Origin of the sequence: Spirillospora sp. NBC_01491 (assembly GCF_036227065.1) — a bacterium.
In the GTDB taxonomy this organism is placed as follows: Bacteria; Actinomycetota; Actinomycetes; order Streptosporangiales; family Streptosporangiaceae; genus Spirillospora; species Spirillospora xylanilytica.
Genome location: NZ_CP109432.1, coordinates 3,540,286 through 3,554,931, shown reverse-complemented (window position 1 = coordinate 3,554,931; position 14,646 = coordinate 3,540,286). Strand labels below are relative to the sequence as shown.

The following is a 14,646-nucleotide window of genomic DNA, read 5'->3' as shown; positions in this document are numbered from 1 at the left end:
GGCCTGCCTATCAGTGGAAGAGGGTGCCGGGTGACACCTGAACGGATCGCGCTGACCCCCGTCGGCGAGATGAGGTTCGGCCACCATCTCTGCCTCACCTACGACAGCGAGGAGGAGCGGCACGCCGTCCTCACCGCCTACGTCCGGGACGGCCTCCGCGCCGGTCACAAGGTCGTCTACCTGGCCGACGGGGAGAGCTCCGAGGCGGTGCTCGACCGGCTGGCCGGGGCGGCGGGCCGGGACGGGCCCGAGCTGAGGGCCGGCGCGGAGGCCGGGCACCTGGTCATCCGGCCCATCGCGGAGGCGTTCATGGCGTCCGGCCGGTTCGACCCCGACGACACCGTGGCGCTGCTCGGCACCGAGATGGAGGTCGCCCTGCTCCAGGACTACGCCGGGGTGCGATTCGCCGGCGAGGCCTCGTTCTCGGTGCGCGGCTGGCCCGGCACCGACCGGTTCGCCGAGTTCGAGCAGAGCTGCCAGCGGGCGTTCCAGGCGCCGGGCAGCCGCGCGATGGCGCTCTGCCAGTACGACCGGCGCTGGTTCGGCCCAGAGCAGCTCAGGATCCTGGAGGCGTGCCATGACGGGCGGGTCCGGCCCGACGACCTCTACGCCGACGGGGTGCTGACCATCACGCCCATCTTCGGCCCGCCCGGCCTGCGGCTGACCGGCGCGGTCGACGAGTCCACGCTGCCGGGCCTGCTGGACGTGCTGCGCGCCGAGGCGACCCGCGCCGGGCACTACTGCCTCGACCTGTCCGGGCTGGAGTTCTGCGACCTGGAGGGGCTGCGGGCCCTGATCGGCGCGGGCGGGCAGGGCGCCGGCCTGGAGCGGCAGGTGATCCTGCGGGGCGTGCCCGCCTTCCTGGAGCTGATGATGAAGATCGCCGGCTGGGACTCGGCGCCCGGCGTCTACCTGGAGGGGGCCCACCGGTGAACGCCTTTACGGGAACGGGCATACCGGCCGCGCCAGCGGACCCGGCGCGGGCGGCGACCGATCGCGGCGGCCTGACGCACCAGGCCCTGCTCTACCGGTCCGACCGCGACTTCGCCGCCGCCGCGGTCCCGTTCCTGCGGGACGGGCGGCTGGCGGGCGACGTCCTGGTGGTGATCGCCTCGGCCGCGGCCCGCTGCCTGCTGCGCGAGCAGCTCGGCGCCGCCGACGCGGCCCGGATCGAGTTCATCGACCGGGCGGAGTGGTTCCGCGGCCCGATGCAGGCCCTGGCGTCCTACCACGACCGGGCCCGCGGCGACTGGTGGCCGCGGGGCCGGCTGCGCCTGCTCGCCGAGCCGGTCTGGACGGGCCGCACGCCGCTGGAGACCTGCGAGTGGAAGCGGCACGAGGCCGTCCTCAACGTGGCCTTCGCGGGCACCCCGACGGCGCTGATGTGCGCCTACGACGCCACGGCGCTGCCCGGCCACGTGCTGTTCGACGCCGCGCGCACCCATCCCGAGCTGGTCGACGGCGACGGCGTCCGGCAGAGCGGGAGCTTCACCGACCCGGCCGCCTTCTACGCCGAGTGCAACGGCCGGCCGCTGCCGCGTCCCCCCGACACCGCGGCCCGCCGGGGCTTCGCCGGCGGCGAGCTGCCCGGCCTGCGGTCGTTTCTGATGGCCGAGGCGGCCCGGCACGGGCTGGCGCGCGACCGGACGCTCCCGTTCGTGCTCGCGGCCAACGAGGTCGCCACCCACGTCATCCGCCACGGGGGCGGCGAGGGCGTCCTGTGGGTGTGGGCCGAGGACGGCGAGCTGGTCTGCGACGTCGACGACCCCAAGGGCGAGCTGGAGGACCGCTTCCTCGGCTACGCCCCGCCGCGCAGCGACCGGAGCGGCGACGGCGCCATGTGGGCGGTCCGGCGGCTGTGCCACATCGTCGAGATCCGCTCGGGCGCGGGCGGCTCCAGCATCCGCCTGCACCAGCGGCTGGGCGACGACGGCTGACCGCCCGCCCGCCGGCGGCCGGGCGGTCACCCTCCGGGCGCGGCGGGGGCGCGCGGACGCGGCCATGGGCGCGTGCGCGGCGCTGACCGGGGGGATCGGGCGTCCCGCGGGGGCGGTAATCTGCGGGCATGCTGACGATCGAGCGAGAACTCGTCGACCGGATCGTCGCGCATGCGCGCGCCGATCATCCCGATGAGGCGTGTGGCGTGATCGCGGGGCCGATCGGATCCGACCGGCCCGTCCGGTACATCGCGATGGCCAACGCCGAGCGGTCCCCGACGTTCTACCGGTTCGACTCGCTCGAGCAGCTCAAGGTGTGGCGGGGGATGGACGACCGCGACGAGGAGCCGGTGGTGATCTACCACTCGCACACCGCGACCGAGGCCTACCCGTCCCGGACCGACGTCTCCTACGCGGCCGAGCCCAACGCGCACTACGTGCTGGTGTCGACCCGCGAGGAGGGCGAGGCGGAGTTCCGCTCGTACCGGATCGTGGACGGCGCGGTGACCGAGGAAGAGGTCAAGATCGTCGAGTCCTACGGCTGAGCCGCCGGGGGACGGCGCGGTTCCGGCCGGTAAACTGATGGTCATGTGGACGAACGAGCTGCGGACGGGTGCCCGATGCGGTATCCCGGCCGGCGTTCGGCCGCGTCCGGACCGCCTCACGCGAGCCTTCTCGCCCGTGCAGAGCTTCCTGTTCGGGCATTCGCGCGCCGAGGTCGTCTACGACTGTCGCTGACGCGCTGACCACGGCTGGAATTCCCCCGCGCCCCGCCCTGTTGTGATGCCGTGGGCGGGGAGCCCGTACGACCTGAAGGAGATCTTCGCGATGGCGATCGAGGTCCGGATCCCGACGATCCTGCGTAACCTCACCGACGGCGCCAAGGCCGTCGAGGGCAAGGGCGGCACGCTCGACGAGCTCATCTCGGACCTGGACGTCCGGCACCCCGGCCTGCGCGGCCGGCTGGTGGACGACAAGGGGCTGCGCAGGTTCGTCAACGTCTACCTGAACGACGAGGACGTCCGCTTCCTGAGCGCCCTGGAGACCCCGGTCTCCGACGGTGACAGCGTCACCATCCTGCCGGCCGTCGCCGGAGGGTGACCGGCTCCGACATGCGCTTCGACTCGCTGCTCGACTCGCTCGGCCGCACGCCGCTGGTGGGACTGCCCAGGCTGTCCCCCGGTGGCGGCGTGCGGCTGTGGGCCAAGCTGGAAGACCACAACCCCACCGGTTCGGTGAAGGACCGGCCCGCCTTCTACATGATCGAGAAGGCCGAGAAGGAGGGGCTGCTCAGCCCCGGCTGCACGATCCTCGAGCCGACCTCCGGCAACACCGGCATCTCGCTGGCCATGGTCGCCAAGCTGCGCGGCTACGAGATGGTCTGCGTGATGCCCGAGAACACCTCCGCCGAACGCCGCCAGCTACTGGAGATGTGGGGGGCGCGGATCATCCCCTCCCCGGCCGCGGGCGGCTCCAACGAGGCGGTGCGGGTGGCCAAGGGGCTGGCCGCCGAGAACCCCGACTGGGTGATGCTCTACCAGTACGGCAACGAGGCCAACGCGCGCGCGCACTACGAGACGACCGGCCCGGAGATCCTCGCCGACCTGCCGACCGTGACGCACTTCGTGGCCGGTCTCGGCACCACCGGCACCCTGATGGGCGTCGGCCGCTACCTGCGCGAGCAGGTGCCGGACGTCAAGATCGTCGCGGCCGAGCCGCGGTACGGCGAGCTGGTGTACGGGCTGCGCAACATCGACGAGGGCTTCATCCCCGAGCTGTACGACGACTCGGTGCTGACCACCCGGTTCTCGGTCGGGTCGGCCGACGCGCTGCGCCGCACCCGCGAGCTGCTGGAGCAGGAGGGCATCTTCGCGGGCATCTCCACCGGCGGCGCGCTGCACGCGGCGCTCGGCATGGCCCGCAAGGCCGTCCAGGCGGGCGAGCGGGCCGACATCGCGTTCGTCGTGGCCGACGGCGGCTGGAAGTACCTGTCCACCGGCGCCTACTCGGGGACCCTGGAGCAGGCCGAGGCGCGCCTGGAGGGCCAGCTCTGGGCCTGAGCTGTGTTTCAGCCCGGCCCGGCGTCCTCGCCTGGCGGCTCGGACGCCGACCTGGCTTGGACGAGCGCGACATCGCTTCGCGATCCGCCCGGTGAGGCTCGCCTCCGGCATCCCCTCACCGGGCAGGTAACGCGCTCGCGCGACGGCTGAGGCCCCCGGTCCGGCGTGCGGCGCCGGGGCAGGCTCCCAGGGTGGGGGAGCAGGGGCGGCGGGCCGGGGGTAGGGTGCTTTCCCGAACGTTGTTCTAGAAGCGTGCCGCCGAGGCCGTGGTCCGGCGCCGCGCGGGCGACCGGGAGAGTGCGGATGAGCAGGTTCGGCGACGCCACCGCGGTGACGCGGCTGGGAGGGGCCGGGGCCCCCGGCCGGGACGACGACGGGACGCCGCGCCGGTACGCGGCGAGCCTCGACCCCGCGTTCGGGTTCGCCGAGGCGATCAACGGCGGCTACCTGATGGCCGTGCTGGACCGCGCCGCCGTCGACGCCTCGCCGCACGAGCATCCGCTGTCGACCGCGACGAGTTTCCTGCGCGTCGCCGAGCCCGGGCCCGCCGAGGTGCACGTCGAGCCGCGCAAGACCGGCCGCACCGTCGCCACCTCTCGCGTCACGCTCGTCCAGGGCGGGCGGCCGGTTGTGGACGCGCTGGTCACCACCGGCACTCTCGACAGGGCCGCCGCCGCCGACTGGACCGGCGAGCCGCCCGAGCCGGCGCTGCCCCCGATCGACGCCTGCTCCGGCACCGAGCCGGCCGGGGACGAGGCGGGGTTCGCCGGGCAGGTCGACATGCGGTTCGACCCGGCCACGATGGGCTGGCTGGACGGGAACCCGAGCGGGCGCCCGGAGATCCGGGCCTGGTTCCGGCTCCGCGACCCGCACGAGCCCGACGGGTTCGCGCTGGCGCTCGCCGTCGACGCGCTGCCCCCGGTCGTGCTCAGCATGGGCGCCCGCGGCTGGGCCCCGACGGTCGAGCTGACCTGGCACATGCGCGCCGTCCCGGCGCCCGGCTGGCTGGCCGTGCACGGCGGCGGGCGGCTGGTCTCCGGCGGCTGGTTCGACGAGGGCGTGGAGATCTGGGACTCGTCCGGGACCCTGGTCGCGCAGAGCCGCCAGCTCGCCCGCCTCGGACGCGGCGGCCCGGCCTGAACGGCACTGTTCGGGCGGGTTCGGTCATCGGGGTCTGACCGCAAGGTCAGGTGAGGTTCGATTTCCGGTATGTGACCGTGTGATGTACGACGCATGACGCGCTGCCGCCGGGATTAGTCGCCTAGCCTTGAGCACCATGTCAAACGCGCCTATCGGGATCTTCGACAGCGGTTTCGGCGGACTCACCGTGGCCCGCGCGATCCTCGACCAGTTGCCCGACGAGTCGATCGTCTACCTCGGCGACTCGGCCCGCCAGCCCTACGGACCGCGCCCGATCGCGCAGGTCCGCGCGTTCGCTCTGGAGATGCTCGACGCGCTGGTCGACGAGGGTGTGAAGATGCTGGTGATCGCCTGCAACAGCGCCAGCTCGGCGATGCTGCGGGACGCCCGCGAGCGCTACGACGTCCCGGTCGTGGAAGTGATCAACCCGGCCACCCGGCGGGCCGCCCGGGCCACTGCCAACGGCCGGATCGGGCTGATCGCCACCGCGGCCACGGTGAACAGCCGGGCCTACGAGGACGCGTTCGCCGCGGCCCCGCACATCCAGCTGACCAGCGCCGCCTGCCCGAGGCTGGTCGACTTCGTCGAGGCCGGCCAGACCGTGGGCGAGGAGGTGCTGGAGGTCGCCCGCGGCTACCTGCGCCCGATCACCGACGCCGGCTGTGACACGCTCATCCTCGGATGCACGCATTATCCGTTGCTGACCGGCGCCATCTCGTATGTCGTCGGCGACGGGGTGACACTGGTCTCGAGCGCCGACGAGACCGCCAAGGACGTGTTCCGGGTGTTGCAGGATCAGGGGCTCTCCCGCGCGGAGCCCCTGCCCGCGCCGCAACACCGGTTCCGCGCCACCGGCGACCCCGCCGTGTTCGCCGCGCTCGGGCGCCGCTTCCTGGGGCCTGAGATCGGTTCGGTGGAGTCCGCCCTGAGCGAGGCCCTGACACCCTGAGCAAGGCTCTGACCACCTGATTCCCCGGGACACAAGAGGAGGAGTGAGCGTGCGGGTCACTGTGATCGGTTGCTCCGGCAGCTTCCCGGGACCGGACAGCCCGGCGTCCAGCTACCTGGTCGAGGCGGACGGGTTCTCCCTGCTGCTCGACATGGGCAACGGCGCGGTCGGGTCGTTGCAGCGGTTCCACGATGTCCTCGACATCGACGCGATCTGCTTCTCGCACCTGCATCCGGACCACTGCCTCGACCTCACCGTCTACTGGATAGCCCGGACGTACTGCCCGGACGGGCCCGCGCCGCGGATCCCGGTGTACGGGCCGTCCGGCACCGCCGAGCACATGATCAAGGCGTACCAGCTCGAACCCAACCCGGCGATGGCCAGCACCTTCGAGTTCCGCACGCTGGAGCCCGGCCCGATCCGCATCGGCCCGTTCACCGTCTCCACCGCGCTGGTCAACCACCCGGTCGAGGCGTACGGGCTGCGGGTCGAGCACGGCGGCAAGGTGCTGACCTACTCGGGCGACACCGGAGTCTGCGAGGCCCTGGTCGAGCTCGCCCGCGACTGCGACCTGTTCCTGTGCGAGGCGGGGTTCGAGCAGCGCGACGACCTGCCGCCCGACATGCACCTGACCGGGCGCGAGGCGGGCGAGCACGCGGCGCGGGCCGGCGCCGGCACCCTGGTCCTCACCCATCTGCTGCCGTGGAACGACCCGGCGCAGACCCTCGCCGAGGCCAAGGCCAGCGGCTTCGGGGGGCCGATCGAGCTCGCCGAGGTGGGAACCGTCTACGACCTGTGAGGGCGGGCATTAGGGTGGATGCCATGGCACGCCCCGATGATCGCGCGATCGACCAGCTCCGTCCCGTCCGCATCCAGCGCGGCTGGCTCGACCACGCCGAGGGGTCGGTGCTGATCGAGTTCGGCGGCACCCGGGTGCTCTGCGCCGCGTCGGTGCAGGACTCGGTGCCCCGCTGGCGGCGCGAGAGCGGGCTCGGCTGGGTCACCGCCGAGTACGCGATGCTGCCGCGCGCGACCAACACCCGCAACGACCGCGAGGCGGTCAAGGGGCGGATCGGCGGGCGCACCCACGAGATCTCCCGGCTGATCGGCCGGTCCATCCGCGCCTGCGTCGACTTCAAGGCGCTCGGCGAGAACACCGTCCAGCTCGACTGCGACGTGCTCCAGGCCGACGGCGGCACCCGCACCGCGGCGATCACCGGCGCGTACGTCGCGCTGGCCGACGCGGTGAGCTGGATGCGCGAGCGCGGCCTGGTCAAGCGCGACCCCTTCCTCACCTCGGTCGCCGCGGTCAGCGTCGGCGTCGTCGGCGGCCAGCCCCGCCTCGACCTGTGCTACGAGGAGGACGGCGCCGCCGACACCGACATGAACGTGGTCTGCACCGGCGACGGCCGCTTCGTCGAGGTGCAGGGCACCGCCGAGGGCGCCCCGTTCGACCGCGCCGAGCTGGACGCGCTGCTCGACCTGGCCGCCGGCGGCTGCGCCGAGCTCACCCGCCTCCAGACGGAGGCGCTCGGCCGGTGACCAGGATCGTGCTAGCCACCCGGAACGCGGGGAAGATCTCCGAGTTGTGCCGGATCCTGGCCGCGGGCCCCGTGCCGCTGACCGGCCGGGGCGTCGAGGTGTCCGGGCTGGAGAACTTCCCGAAGGCGCCCGAGGTCCCCGAGACCGAGCTGACCTTCGAGGGCAACGCGCTGCTCAAGGCCCGCATGATCGCCCTGCACACCGGGCTGCCCGCGGTGGCCGACGACTCCGGGCTCTGCGTGGACGCGCTGAGCGGCATGCCCGGCGTGCTGTCGGCCCGCTGGTCGGGCCGGTTCGGTGCCGCGACCGGCGACAAGGACCGCGCCAACCTCGACCTGGTCCTCGACCAGCTCGCCGACGTCGCCGAGGGCGGACGCGGCGCGCACTTCGTCTGCGCGGCGGCCCTGGTGGTCCCCGGCGGTGTCGAGCACTGCGTCGAGGGCCGGATGCACGGCCGGATCACCGCCGCGCCGCGCGGCTCGGGCGGCTTCGGCTACGACCCGGTCTTCCTGCCGGACGGCGAGACCCGCACCGCCGCCGAGCTCTCGCCCGAGGAGAAGGACGCGATCAGCCACCGCGGCCGGGCCTTCCGCGCGCTCGCCGAGATCCTGCCCGACGCGCTCGCCGCCGCCGGCCTGACCTGACGCCCGGCCGCCGTACCGCCGCCGCCCGCCGTACCGCCGCCGCCCGCCGTACCGCCGCCGCCCGCCGCAGCGGGGCCGGGGGCGCGGAGAGGTTCCGGGCGGGCACCGCGAAAGTTTTCGGGCGGCATGACAACCCCGCGGCGGGTGCGGGGGGTTTAGAGGGTGAACCGTTCACCTCCCCCCGAGGAGCAACATGATCGACAAGGGTCGCCCGCGCCGCGGACTCGTCCTGGCGCTGGCCGGTGTCGGCGGGACCGGAGTCCTGGCCGCCGGGATCTGGATGTCCGCCTCGGCCGCCACCTCGCCCAAGGTCGAGCCGATGGCCGCGCGCGGCGCCGTGACGAAGGCACCGGTGCCGTCGAAGGCCCCGGTGCCCTCGAAGGCCCCAGTGCCGTCGCCCAGCCCTACGTGCACGCCATCGGCCCGCCCGGTGCCCTCGGTCTCGGCCGTCCCGAAGCCGTCCAGGCCGGCGCCCAGGCCGACGACTTCGACAGCGCCCAAGCCGACGGCTCCGGGGGCGCCTAAGCCGTCGAACCCGGTGCCGAGGCCGACTCACAAGCCGTCGAACCCGGTGCCGACGCCGACCGGCAAGCCGTCCAGGCCGGCGCCCGTGCCGTCGGTGACCGCCGTTCCGTCCAGGACGCCGGTGCTCGCGCCGAGCGCGAAGGCGCCGAAGCCGTCCGCGACCGCGAAGCCGTCGTGGCCCGGTGGCTGCCGGACCGCGCCCGGCGGCCGGGGGTAGGTGCGGTCTGTCCACCTTGAGCGCCCAGGAGGTCCGCGGGGCGGAGATCACGTTCGACGAGTTCGTGACCGCCACCGCGGGTCGCCTGCTGCGCACCGCCGTGTTCCTGGTCTATGACCGGCACCTTGCCGAGGACCTCCTCCAGACCGCCTACGAGCGCGTCGCGCGGCGCTGGAAGCGGATCGCGGCGGGGAATCCCGAGGCGTACGCCCGCCGGGTGCTGGTCAATCTGGCGATCGACGAGAACAAGCGGCGGGCGCGGCGGCGGGACTTCCCGGCCGGTTCGGTGGCGGACGTGGAGCGCCTCGCCGGGGCGCCTCCGGTGGCGGGGGCGGCCGGAGGCGACCTGGACGAGGTGCTCCGCGGCCTGCCGCCCAAGCAGCGCGCCGTGGTCGTGCTGCGCTACTGGTGCGATCTCGGCGAGCACGAGATCGCCGAGACCCTCGGGATCTCCCGGGGCACCGTGAAGAGTCACACCGCGCGGGCCATGACGGCCCTGCGGGAGCACCTGAGGGAGGGCCGGGCCGATGGACGATGAGCTCGAGACCCTGCTGCGGGACCACTACCGGCGGGGCGCCGACGAGATCCAGGCGGGCCCGGACCTCGTGCACCGGCTTCAGACGGCGGGACGCGAGGCCACCGTCGCGCCCGTCTCGCGGTTCCGCGCATGGACGTTCCCGGTCTTCGCGGGCGTGCTCACGGCGGCGGTCCTCGTCGCCGTCGCGCTGCTGCTGTGGCCGGGGATGCCCGGGAGGCACGAGGCCCCGCGGCCGATGGGACCGCCGGCGACCGGCACACCCGCGACGGGCACGCCCGCGCCGAGCCCGTCCGTCCCGGCGGACGAGGCCCGGTCGTCCGCGCCCCCCTCGCCCTCGGGCACGCCGTCGGTCACTCCGTCGCCGACGTGGTCCAGCCCGCAGCCGCCGATTCCCAGCCCGACCGCCAAGCCGTCCGCGCCCTCGGCATCCCGGCCCCCCGCCTCGTCCGGGCCATCGACGCCAAGGCCGCCCACCCCATCCGACACGGGCCTGCCGCGGGCCCGGAAGACCGCGGCGGGGGCGGCCTCGGGCTGAGCGTGCCGGCCATGGGGGCGGTTACAGTGGGCGGACCTGCTGCCGCCCCCGGGCCGGTCCGCATACCGCCGTCGCCGGTGGTGGCGGCCGGAGAGGAGACGAGGATGTTCCGCAAACGCGCTCAGCCCCTCGAGGTCGACACCCTGAGCTTCGAGGCGGCCGGGGTCCCGGCGGCGACGCGCGACCGGGCCCTCAGGCTGATCCGCCAGGACAGGATGATCCACGCGATCAAGGAGGTGCGCACGGACACCCGGCTGTCGCTCAGGGACGCCAAGGACTACGTCGAGGCGCTCCGGGACGGACTGGTCCCGGGGCAGGGCGGGCCCGGCGGGGAGATGCTGTCCGATCGGGTCCACGCGTTCCTGCGGGAGGAGGACGTGGAATCGGCCATCGCCATCGTCCGCGCCGAGACCGGCCTGACCCGCGCCGAGGCCGAACGGTTCGTCGCCGCGCTCGACTGACCGGCGGCCGGTCTCAGGCGCCGGCGCCGAGGCGCAGGCCGGGCAGCATGCCCCAGCCCACCGTCTCCATGAGCGTGCGGAGCTGCGGCGACATGCGGTCGAGCACCAGCGGGCCGCGGTCCGCGCGGCGCCCGGCCACGTCGGCCAGGATGTTGATCGCGCCGAGGTCGATGAAACCGAGCCCGGCCAGGTCGAGGTGGATCTCGCGGCGGTCGGAGCCCGACAGCACGGTGGCGAGCGCCGCGTCCAGCACGGTGTGCCGGGACGCGTCCAGCTCGCCGCACAGCGACAGGCCGACCGGCTGGAAGGTCCGCTCGATCCGCAGCATCGCGTCCTCGAACTCGGGGTCGGGCGTCACCACCACGGCGTGCGCGGCGCGCAGCTCGTCGAGCACCGCGGCGGCGCGGCGGCGCCGGTCGACCTGGAACACCGCGATGGCGGACGGTCCGATCGCCCGCCCGAGACGCCGTTCCCACTCGCGCAGCGGGACGGGGGCGTCCGGGCCGGACACGGCCCAGGTCAGGTCGGCCGTGATCCGGATTGCGTGGTGGCCGTCGGCCGTGGCTCGGGCGACCTCCCTGGTGAGCGCGTCCAGAGCGGCCCGCGGGTCGGCGCCCCCGTCCGCGCCCGCGTGCTCGCCCGAGGGCACGAGGGGGACGACCGTCAGCAGCCGCGCATCGTGTGACCCCGCCATGCGCGGCCGGTCCGCCGCGCCCGCCGGACCGGCCAGGTAGACGACCTTCGCGCCCGCGGCCAGCCCGTCGCCGATGAACGCGCCGACGACATGGCGCCGCTCCTCCTCGCCGCCGTACGCCAGCCAGGCGTGATCACCCGGCCTGAGCTCGCGGACCGGCCTCCGGATCGGCCAGTGGGTGTCCATGGCGCCTTCCACGAGTCCGCCGCGCGGAGCGGGCGGACCCTCGGGGAGTTACTTCCGCATGTGCATCCGGACGAAGGTGCCGTTCCAACCGGCCCGCACCTCCATCAGGTCGACCAGCAGCCGCACCGTCCACAGCCCGAAGCCCCGGTCGAGCGCCGACTCGGGCGGGATGAACCCGGTGAGCGGGCTCGGCCGCCACAGGCCGTGGTCGCCGATCTCGCAGATCAGGTCGGGGCCGTCCGGCCACGTCCACAGCCCCATCGGCGGGGTGCCGTGCCGGAGCGCGTTCGCGGCCACCTCGTTCGCGGCGGTCACCAGGTTCTGCGCGGCCCGGCGGTCGAGCCCGTGCGCGGCGGCCCGCCCGGCGACGAACGCCCGCAGCCGGTGCAGGTCGGCGTCCTCGATCGCGAAGTAGTCGGCGTCGCGCGGCGGCGGGAACCGGCGCTGCCGGTCGCAGCCGGTGCCGAACGTAACCGGGTCGACGAAGTCGGCGTTCCAGCGGGTGTCGCCGTCGCGCAGGAACAGCGGATGCGTGCGGCGGGCCTGGTCGAGGACGTGCGCCGGCGCGGCCCGGCGGTCGTAGGGGCACAGGGCGCGCGCCCCGGACCCCTCGAACACCACATTGATCAGCGACTCGTAGCGGTTCCACTCCAGGAGCTGCCGCGGGGTCCAGCCCTGCCAGACGGGCTCGGCCAGCGCGCACACGCGGCGCGGCGCGTGGGAGGCCACGATCCGCTGGTAGTCCTTCAGCGTGCGCACCGGATGCAGGTAGAACTCCTCGGCCGGCCAGAACTCGATCGACGCGCCGTCGGATCCGAGGTGGTCGCGGAGCGCTCCCAGGTTGGGCTCGCGGACAACGGCGACCACGGCCTCGCCGGCCTCCAGCCCTGAGCGCAGGAACGGCTCGACGGAGGCGAGGAAGGCGCCGGTGCCCGCGTACTCGAAGGCCCTGTGCTCCAGCTTCATCGGGCCGCGCCCTCCTCGGCCGGGACGCGGTCGCGCCCGCGGGCCAGCCCCGGCAGCCGGTGCCAGCCGACCAGCTCGATGACGGTCTCGACGTCGGGCGGGAGGTTGTCGAGCACCAGCGCCTGGCCGCGCGGGAGCGCGATCGCGTGGTGCGCCAGCAGGTTCAGGCAGCCGAGGTCGATGAAGCCCAGCCGGGAGAAGTCGAGATGGACGCCGCCGCGGCCCGCGCTCACCTGGGCGAGCCGGTCGGAGAACACCGCGTGCCGCGCGGCGTCGAGCTCGCCCTCCACCCGCAGCCCCACCGGATCGAAGGTGCGCACGATCTTGAGAACGCCGTCGTCGAACTCGGGATTCACCTCGACCAGGACCTCGTGGGTGTCGCGGAGCGCGGTCAGCTCATCGGGCCGGCAGGCCTGCCGGTCCACCTGGCAGATCGCCTTCACCATCGTGCTCGGCGAGACGGCCTCGCCGAGCCGGTGCTCGCAGCCCAGCATCCGGGCCAGGCCGGGACGGCCCGGCTCGTTCAGCAGCCGGCTGTGGTCGGTGGTCAGGCGCACCGCGCGCAGACCCTGCCCGAACGCCTCGCCGACCTCGCGGGCCAGGGTGTCGAGCATCTTCGCCGGTTCGAACCCGCCGCTCCGGTCGAGGCACGCGGCGCGGCGCGGGATCACCCGCAGCCGGCCCGACCGGGCCAGCTCGTCGAGTTCGTCCGGGGGCCGTCCGCCGAGCCCGGGCAGCCGCCCGGCCGGCCTGTCGCTGACGTAGACGACCTTCTCACCGGTCTCCAGCCCCTCGCCGACGAAGATCCCGATGACACGGTCGCGCTCTTCGAGGCCGGTGTAGGCCAGCCAGCCGTGGTCACCCGGGCGGATGTCGCTGACGGGTCGTTTGGCGAACCAGCTGGTCTCCATGGCCTGCCCATCGCGGTCGCTGCGGATTGGTTCAGCCTACGCCGCCCCGCCCGATTTGGAAGCCCAATGCACGGAGTCACTCACGCTGCGTTGATCCGAGGTGCGCGACCTGCGGGGACCGCCGGGGGCCGGGGGTGGAGGGCGGCGGCCCGAGCCGTCCCCCCGGCGGGCCCCCGCGGGCCTCGATATGCGGGTGTGAGCCGGTGACCAGAACGCTAAGCTGGATTCACCTTCCGCGCGAGTCCTTCCGCGCGAGGGAACGGCTTTACCCGGGCGGACGTGGCGAAATCGGCATACGCGGCAGGTTTAGGTCCTGTTGGTGGAGACACCGTGGGGGTTCGAGTCCCCCCGTCCGCACCATCGTCCCGGTGGTGTCACAGGGCCAGGTCGCGGCGGAGGCGCTCGACGTGGCCGGTGGCCTTCACGTTGTAGTACGCCTTCTCGATCCTGCCCTCGGCGTCGATGATGAAGGTGGAGCGGATCACGCCGACGACGACCTTGCCGTACAGCTTCTTCTCGCCGTAGGCGGCGTACGCCTGGAGCACCTTGGTGTCAGGGTCGGACAGGAGCGGGAAGGTCAGCCCCTCCTTCTGCCGGAACTTGGCGAGCTTGGCCGGCGCGTCGGGGGAGACCCCCACGACGGCGACGCCGGCGGCCTCCAGCTCGGGCAGGCTGCCCTGGAAGTCGACCGACTCCTTGGTGCAGCCGGGGGTCATCGCCGCGGGGTAGAAGTAGAGGATCACCCGCCTCCCGCGCAGCGAGGACAGGGACACCGGTGCGCCGTCGGCGTCGGGAAGCTCGAACTCGGGGGCGACCTCGCCCGGTTGCAGCCGCTCGGACACCAGTTCCGCCTTTCGCTGGGATGGTCGGGTCCACCGTACCGGCTGGGGTGGGGCGGGCGTTTCCCGGGAAGACCTGCGACACTATTCGGATCATGCGTCGCTGATGCTCGAACGATAAGGACACGGCATGGCTGACAGGGCCCGCGACCCGGAGGCGCTGGAGCGGGAGATCGAACGCACCCGCTTGGAGCTCGCCCGCAACATCGACGAGCTGGCGGAGCGGGTCAACCCGAGGAACGTCGCGCATCGCGGAGCCGAGCGCCTGAAGGAAGAGGCCGGTCAGGTCGTCAAGACCGTCCAGTCGATGGTGGCGCCGGCCGAGTCCGGGGACGGCGAGCCGGGCGCGATCGACCGCCGGGTGGTGCTCGCGGGCGTCGGCGTGGCCGCGGGGCTCACCGTCCTGCTCCTGTGGCGGCGCAAGCGCCGCCGCTGATCCCGGCCCCCTGGAGGCGCCGTCCGCGTTCCGCGGGCGGCGCCTCTTCGCGTCCGGGGGAGGCGC

19 protein-coding genes and 1 tRNA gene are annotated in these 14,646 nt (G+C 73.9%); 15 read left to right on the top strand and 5 right to left on the bottom strand.

Going from position 1 to position 14,646, the window contains the following annotated elements; genetic code table 11:
* Positions 1-30: 30 nt before the first annotated feature.
* From OHA34_RS16495 to rdgB, 10 genes are all read left to right on the top strand, one after another.
* On the top strand, positions 31-933 hold the full coding sequence (locus tag OHA34_RS16495; protein WP_285942068.1) for an MEDS domain-containing protein: 903 nt from the start codon (positions 31-33) through the stop codon (positions 931-933).
* Entirely contained in the window at positions 930-1,937 is a 1,008-nt protein-coding gene (locus OHA34_RS16490) for a sensor histidine kinase (RefSeq protein WP_329522127.1), read from the top strand. Before OHA34_RS16495 ends, OHA34_RS16490 begins: the two co-directional genes overlap by 4 nt.
* 128 nt (positions 1,938-2,065) lie before the next feature.
* On the top strand, positions 2,066-2,482 hold the full coding sequence (locus OHA34_RS16485; RefSeq protein WP_285942066.1) for a M67 family metallopeptidase: 417 nt from the start codon (positions 2,066-2,068) through the stop codon (positions 2,480-2,482).
* A gap of 283 nt (positions 2,483-2,765) precedes the next feature.
* The gene (locus OHA34_RS16480; protein WP_285942797.1) at positions 2,766-3,038 is read left to right on the top strand and encodes a MoaD/ThiS family protein; all 273 of its coding nucleotides are present in this window, start codon (positions 2,766-2,768) and stop codon (positions 3,036-3,038) included.
* 11 nt (positions 3,039-3,049) lie between these two features.
* Positions 3,050-3,997 (top strand): PLP-dependent cysteine synthase family protein, encoded by a 948-nt coding sequence (locus OHA34_RS16475; RefSeq protein ID WP_285942796.1) that lies wholly within the window; start codon positions 3,050-3,052, stop codon positions 3,995-3,997.
* A gap of 303 nt (positions 3,998-4,300) precedes the next feature.
* Complete coding sequence (locus tag OHA34_RS16470; RefSeq protein ID WP_285942065.1) at positions 4,301-5,137, top strand: thioesterase family protein; 837 nt, start codon at positions 4,301-4,303, stop codon at positions 5,135-5,137.
* A gap of 136 nt (positions 5,138-5,273) precedes the next feature.
* On the top strand, positions 5,274-6,086 hold the full coding sequence (murI, locus tag OHA34_RS16465) for a glutamate racemase (protein ID WP_285942064.1): 813 nt from the start codon (positions 5,274-5,276) through the stop codon (positions 6,084-6,086).
* Positions 6,087-6,135: 49 nt separating this feature from the next.
* Entirely contained in the window at positions 6,136-6,885 is a 750-nt protein-coding gene (locus tag OHA34_RS16460; RefSeq protein WP_285942063.1) for an MBL fold metallo-hydrolase, read from the top strand.
* 23 nt (positions 6,886-6,908) lie between these two features.
* Complete coding sequence (rph, locus tag OHA34_RS16455) at positions 6,909-7,628, top strand: ribonuclease PH (RefSeq protein ID WP_285942062.1); 720 nt, start codon at positions 6,909-6,911, stop codon at positions 7,626-7,628.
* On the top strand, positions 7,625-8,272 hold the full coding sequence (gene rdgB, locus OHA34_RS16450; protein WP_285942061.1) for an RdgB/HAM1 family non-canonical purine NTP pyrophosphatase: 648 nt from the start codon (positions 7,625-7,627) through the stop codon (positions 8,270-8,272). The genes rph and rdgB overlap by 4 nt, the downstream gene beginning before the upstream one ends.
* Positions 8,273-8,443: 171 nt before the next feature.
* Here rdgB and OHA34_RS16445 read toward each other — a convergent pair whose 3' ends face one another.
* Positions 8,444-8,773 carry a hypothetical protein gene (locus tag OHA34_RS16445; RefSeq protein ID WP_329522126.1) on the bottom strand — a complete coding sequence of 110 codons (330 nt, stop codon included), beginning with the start codon at positions 8,771-8,773 and terminating at the stop codon, positions 8,444-8,446.
* 257 nt (positions 8,774-9,030) lie between these two features.
* Between OHA34_RS16445 and OHA34_RS16440 the strand changes: the two genes are divergently transcribed.
* The 3 genes from OHA34_RS16440 (at position 9,031) to OHA34_RS16430 (ending at position 10,548) form a co-directional block, all read left to right on the top strand.
* The gene (locus OHA34_RS16440; RefSeq protein WP_285942059.1) at positions 9,031-9,552 is read left to right on the top strand and encodes a SigE family RNA polymerase sigma factor; all 522 of its coding nucleotides are present in this window, start codon (positions 9,031-9,033) and stop codon (positions 9,550-9,552) included.
* Positions 9,542-10,087 carry a hypothetical protein gene (locus tag OHA34_RS16435; RefSeq protein WP_285942058.1) on the top strand — a complete coding sequence of 182 codons (546 nt, stop codon included), beginning with the start codon at positions 9,542-9,544 and terminating at the stop codon, positions 10,085-10,087. The genes OHA34_RS16440 and OHA34_RS16435 overlap by 11 nt, the downstream gene beginning before the upstream one ends.
* A 104-nt stretch (positions 10,088-10,191) precedes the next feature.
* Positions 10,192-10,548, top strand: a complete 357-nt coding sequence (locus tag OHA34_RS16430) for a 50S ribosomal protein L7/L12 (protein WP_285942057.1) — start codon at positions 10,192-10,194, stop codon at positions 10,546-10,548.
* 13 nt (positions 10,549-10,561) lie between these two features.
* Here OHA34_RS16430 and OHA34_RS16425 read toward each other — a convergent pair whose 3' ends face one another.
* The 3 genes from OHA34_RS16425 to OHA34_RS16415 are packed head-to-tail and all read right to left on the bottom strand — an operon-like array spanning position 10,562 to position 13,305.
* Positions 10,562-11,428: an MEDS domain-containing protein gene (locus tag OHA34_RS16425; RefSeq protein WP_329522125.1), complete on the bottom strand. Its 867-nt coding sequence runs from the start codon at positions 11,426-11,428 to the stop codon at positions 10,562-10,564.
* Positions 11,429-11,476: 48 nt separating this feature from the next.
* Entirely contained in the window at positions 11,477-12,394 is a 918-nt protein-coding gene (locus OHA34_RS16420; RefSeq protein WP_285942055.1) for a sensor histidine kinase, read from the bottom strand.
* Positions 12,391-13,305: an MEDS domain-containing protein gene (locus OHA34_RS16415; protein WP_329522124.1), complete on the bottom strand. Its 915-nt coding sequence runs from the start codon at positions 13,303-13,305 to the stop codon at positions 12,391-12,393. The genes OHA34_RS16420 and OHA34_RS16415 overlap by 4 nt, the downstream gene beginning before the upstream one ends.
* 273 nt (positions 13,306-13,578) lie before the next feature.
* On the opposite strand from OHA34_RS16415, the gene OHA34_RS16410 reads away from it, so the two are divergent.
* Positions 13,579-13,665: transfer RNA gene (locus OHA34_RS16410), tRNA-Leu, on the top strand.
* A gap of 14 nt (positions 13,666-13,679) precedes the next feature.
* On the opposite strand, the gene bcp is transcribed toward OHA34_RS16410, so the two are convergent.
* Positions 13,680-14,147, bottom strand: a complete 468-nt coding sequence (gene bcp, locus OHA34_RS16405) for a thioredoxin-dependent thiol peroxidase (RefSeq protein WP_285942053.1) — start codon at positions 14,145-14,147, stop codon at positions 13,680-13,682.
* Positions 14,148-14,274: 127 nt separating this feature from the next.
* Between bcp and OHA34_RS16400 the strand changes: the two genes are divergently transcribed.
* Entirely contained in the window at positions 14,275-14,580 is a 306-nt protein-coding gene (locus OHA34_RS16400) for a DUF3618 domain-containing protein (RefSeq protein ID WP_285942052.1), read from the top strand.
* The last annotated feature ends 66 nt before the right edge of the window (positions 14,581-14,646 follow it).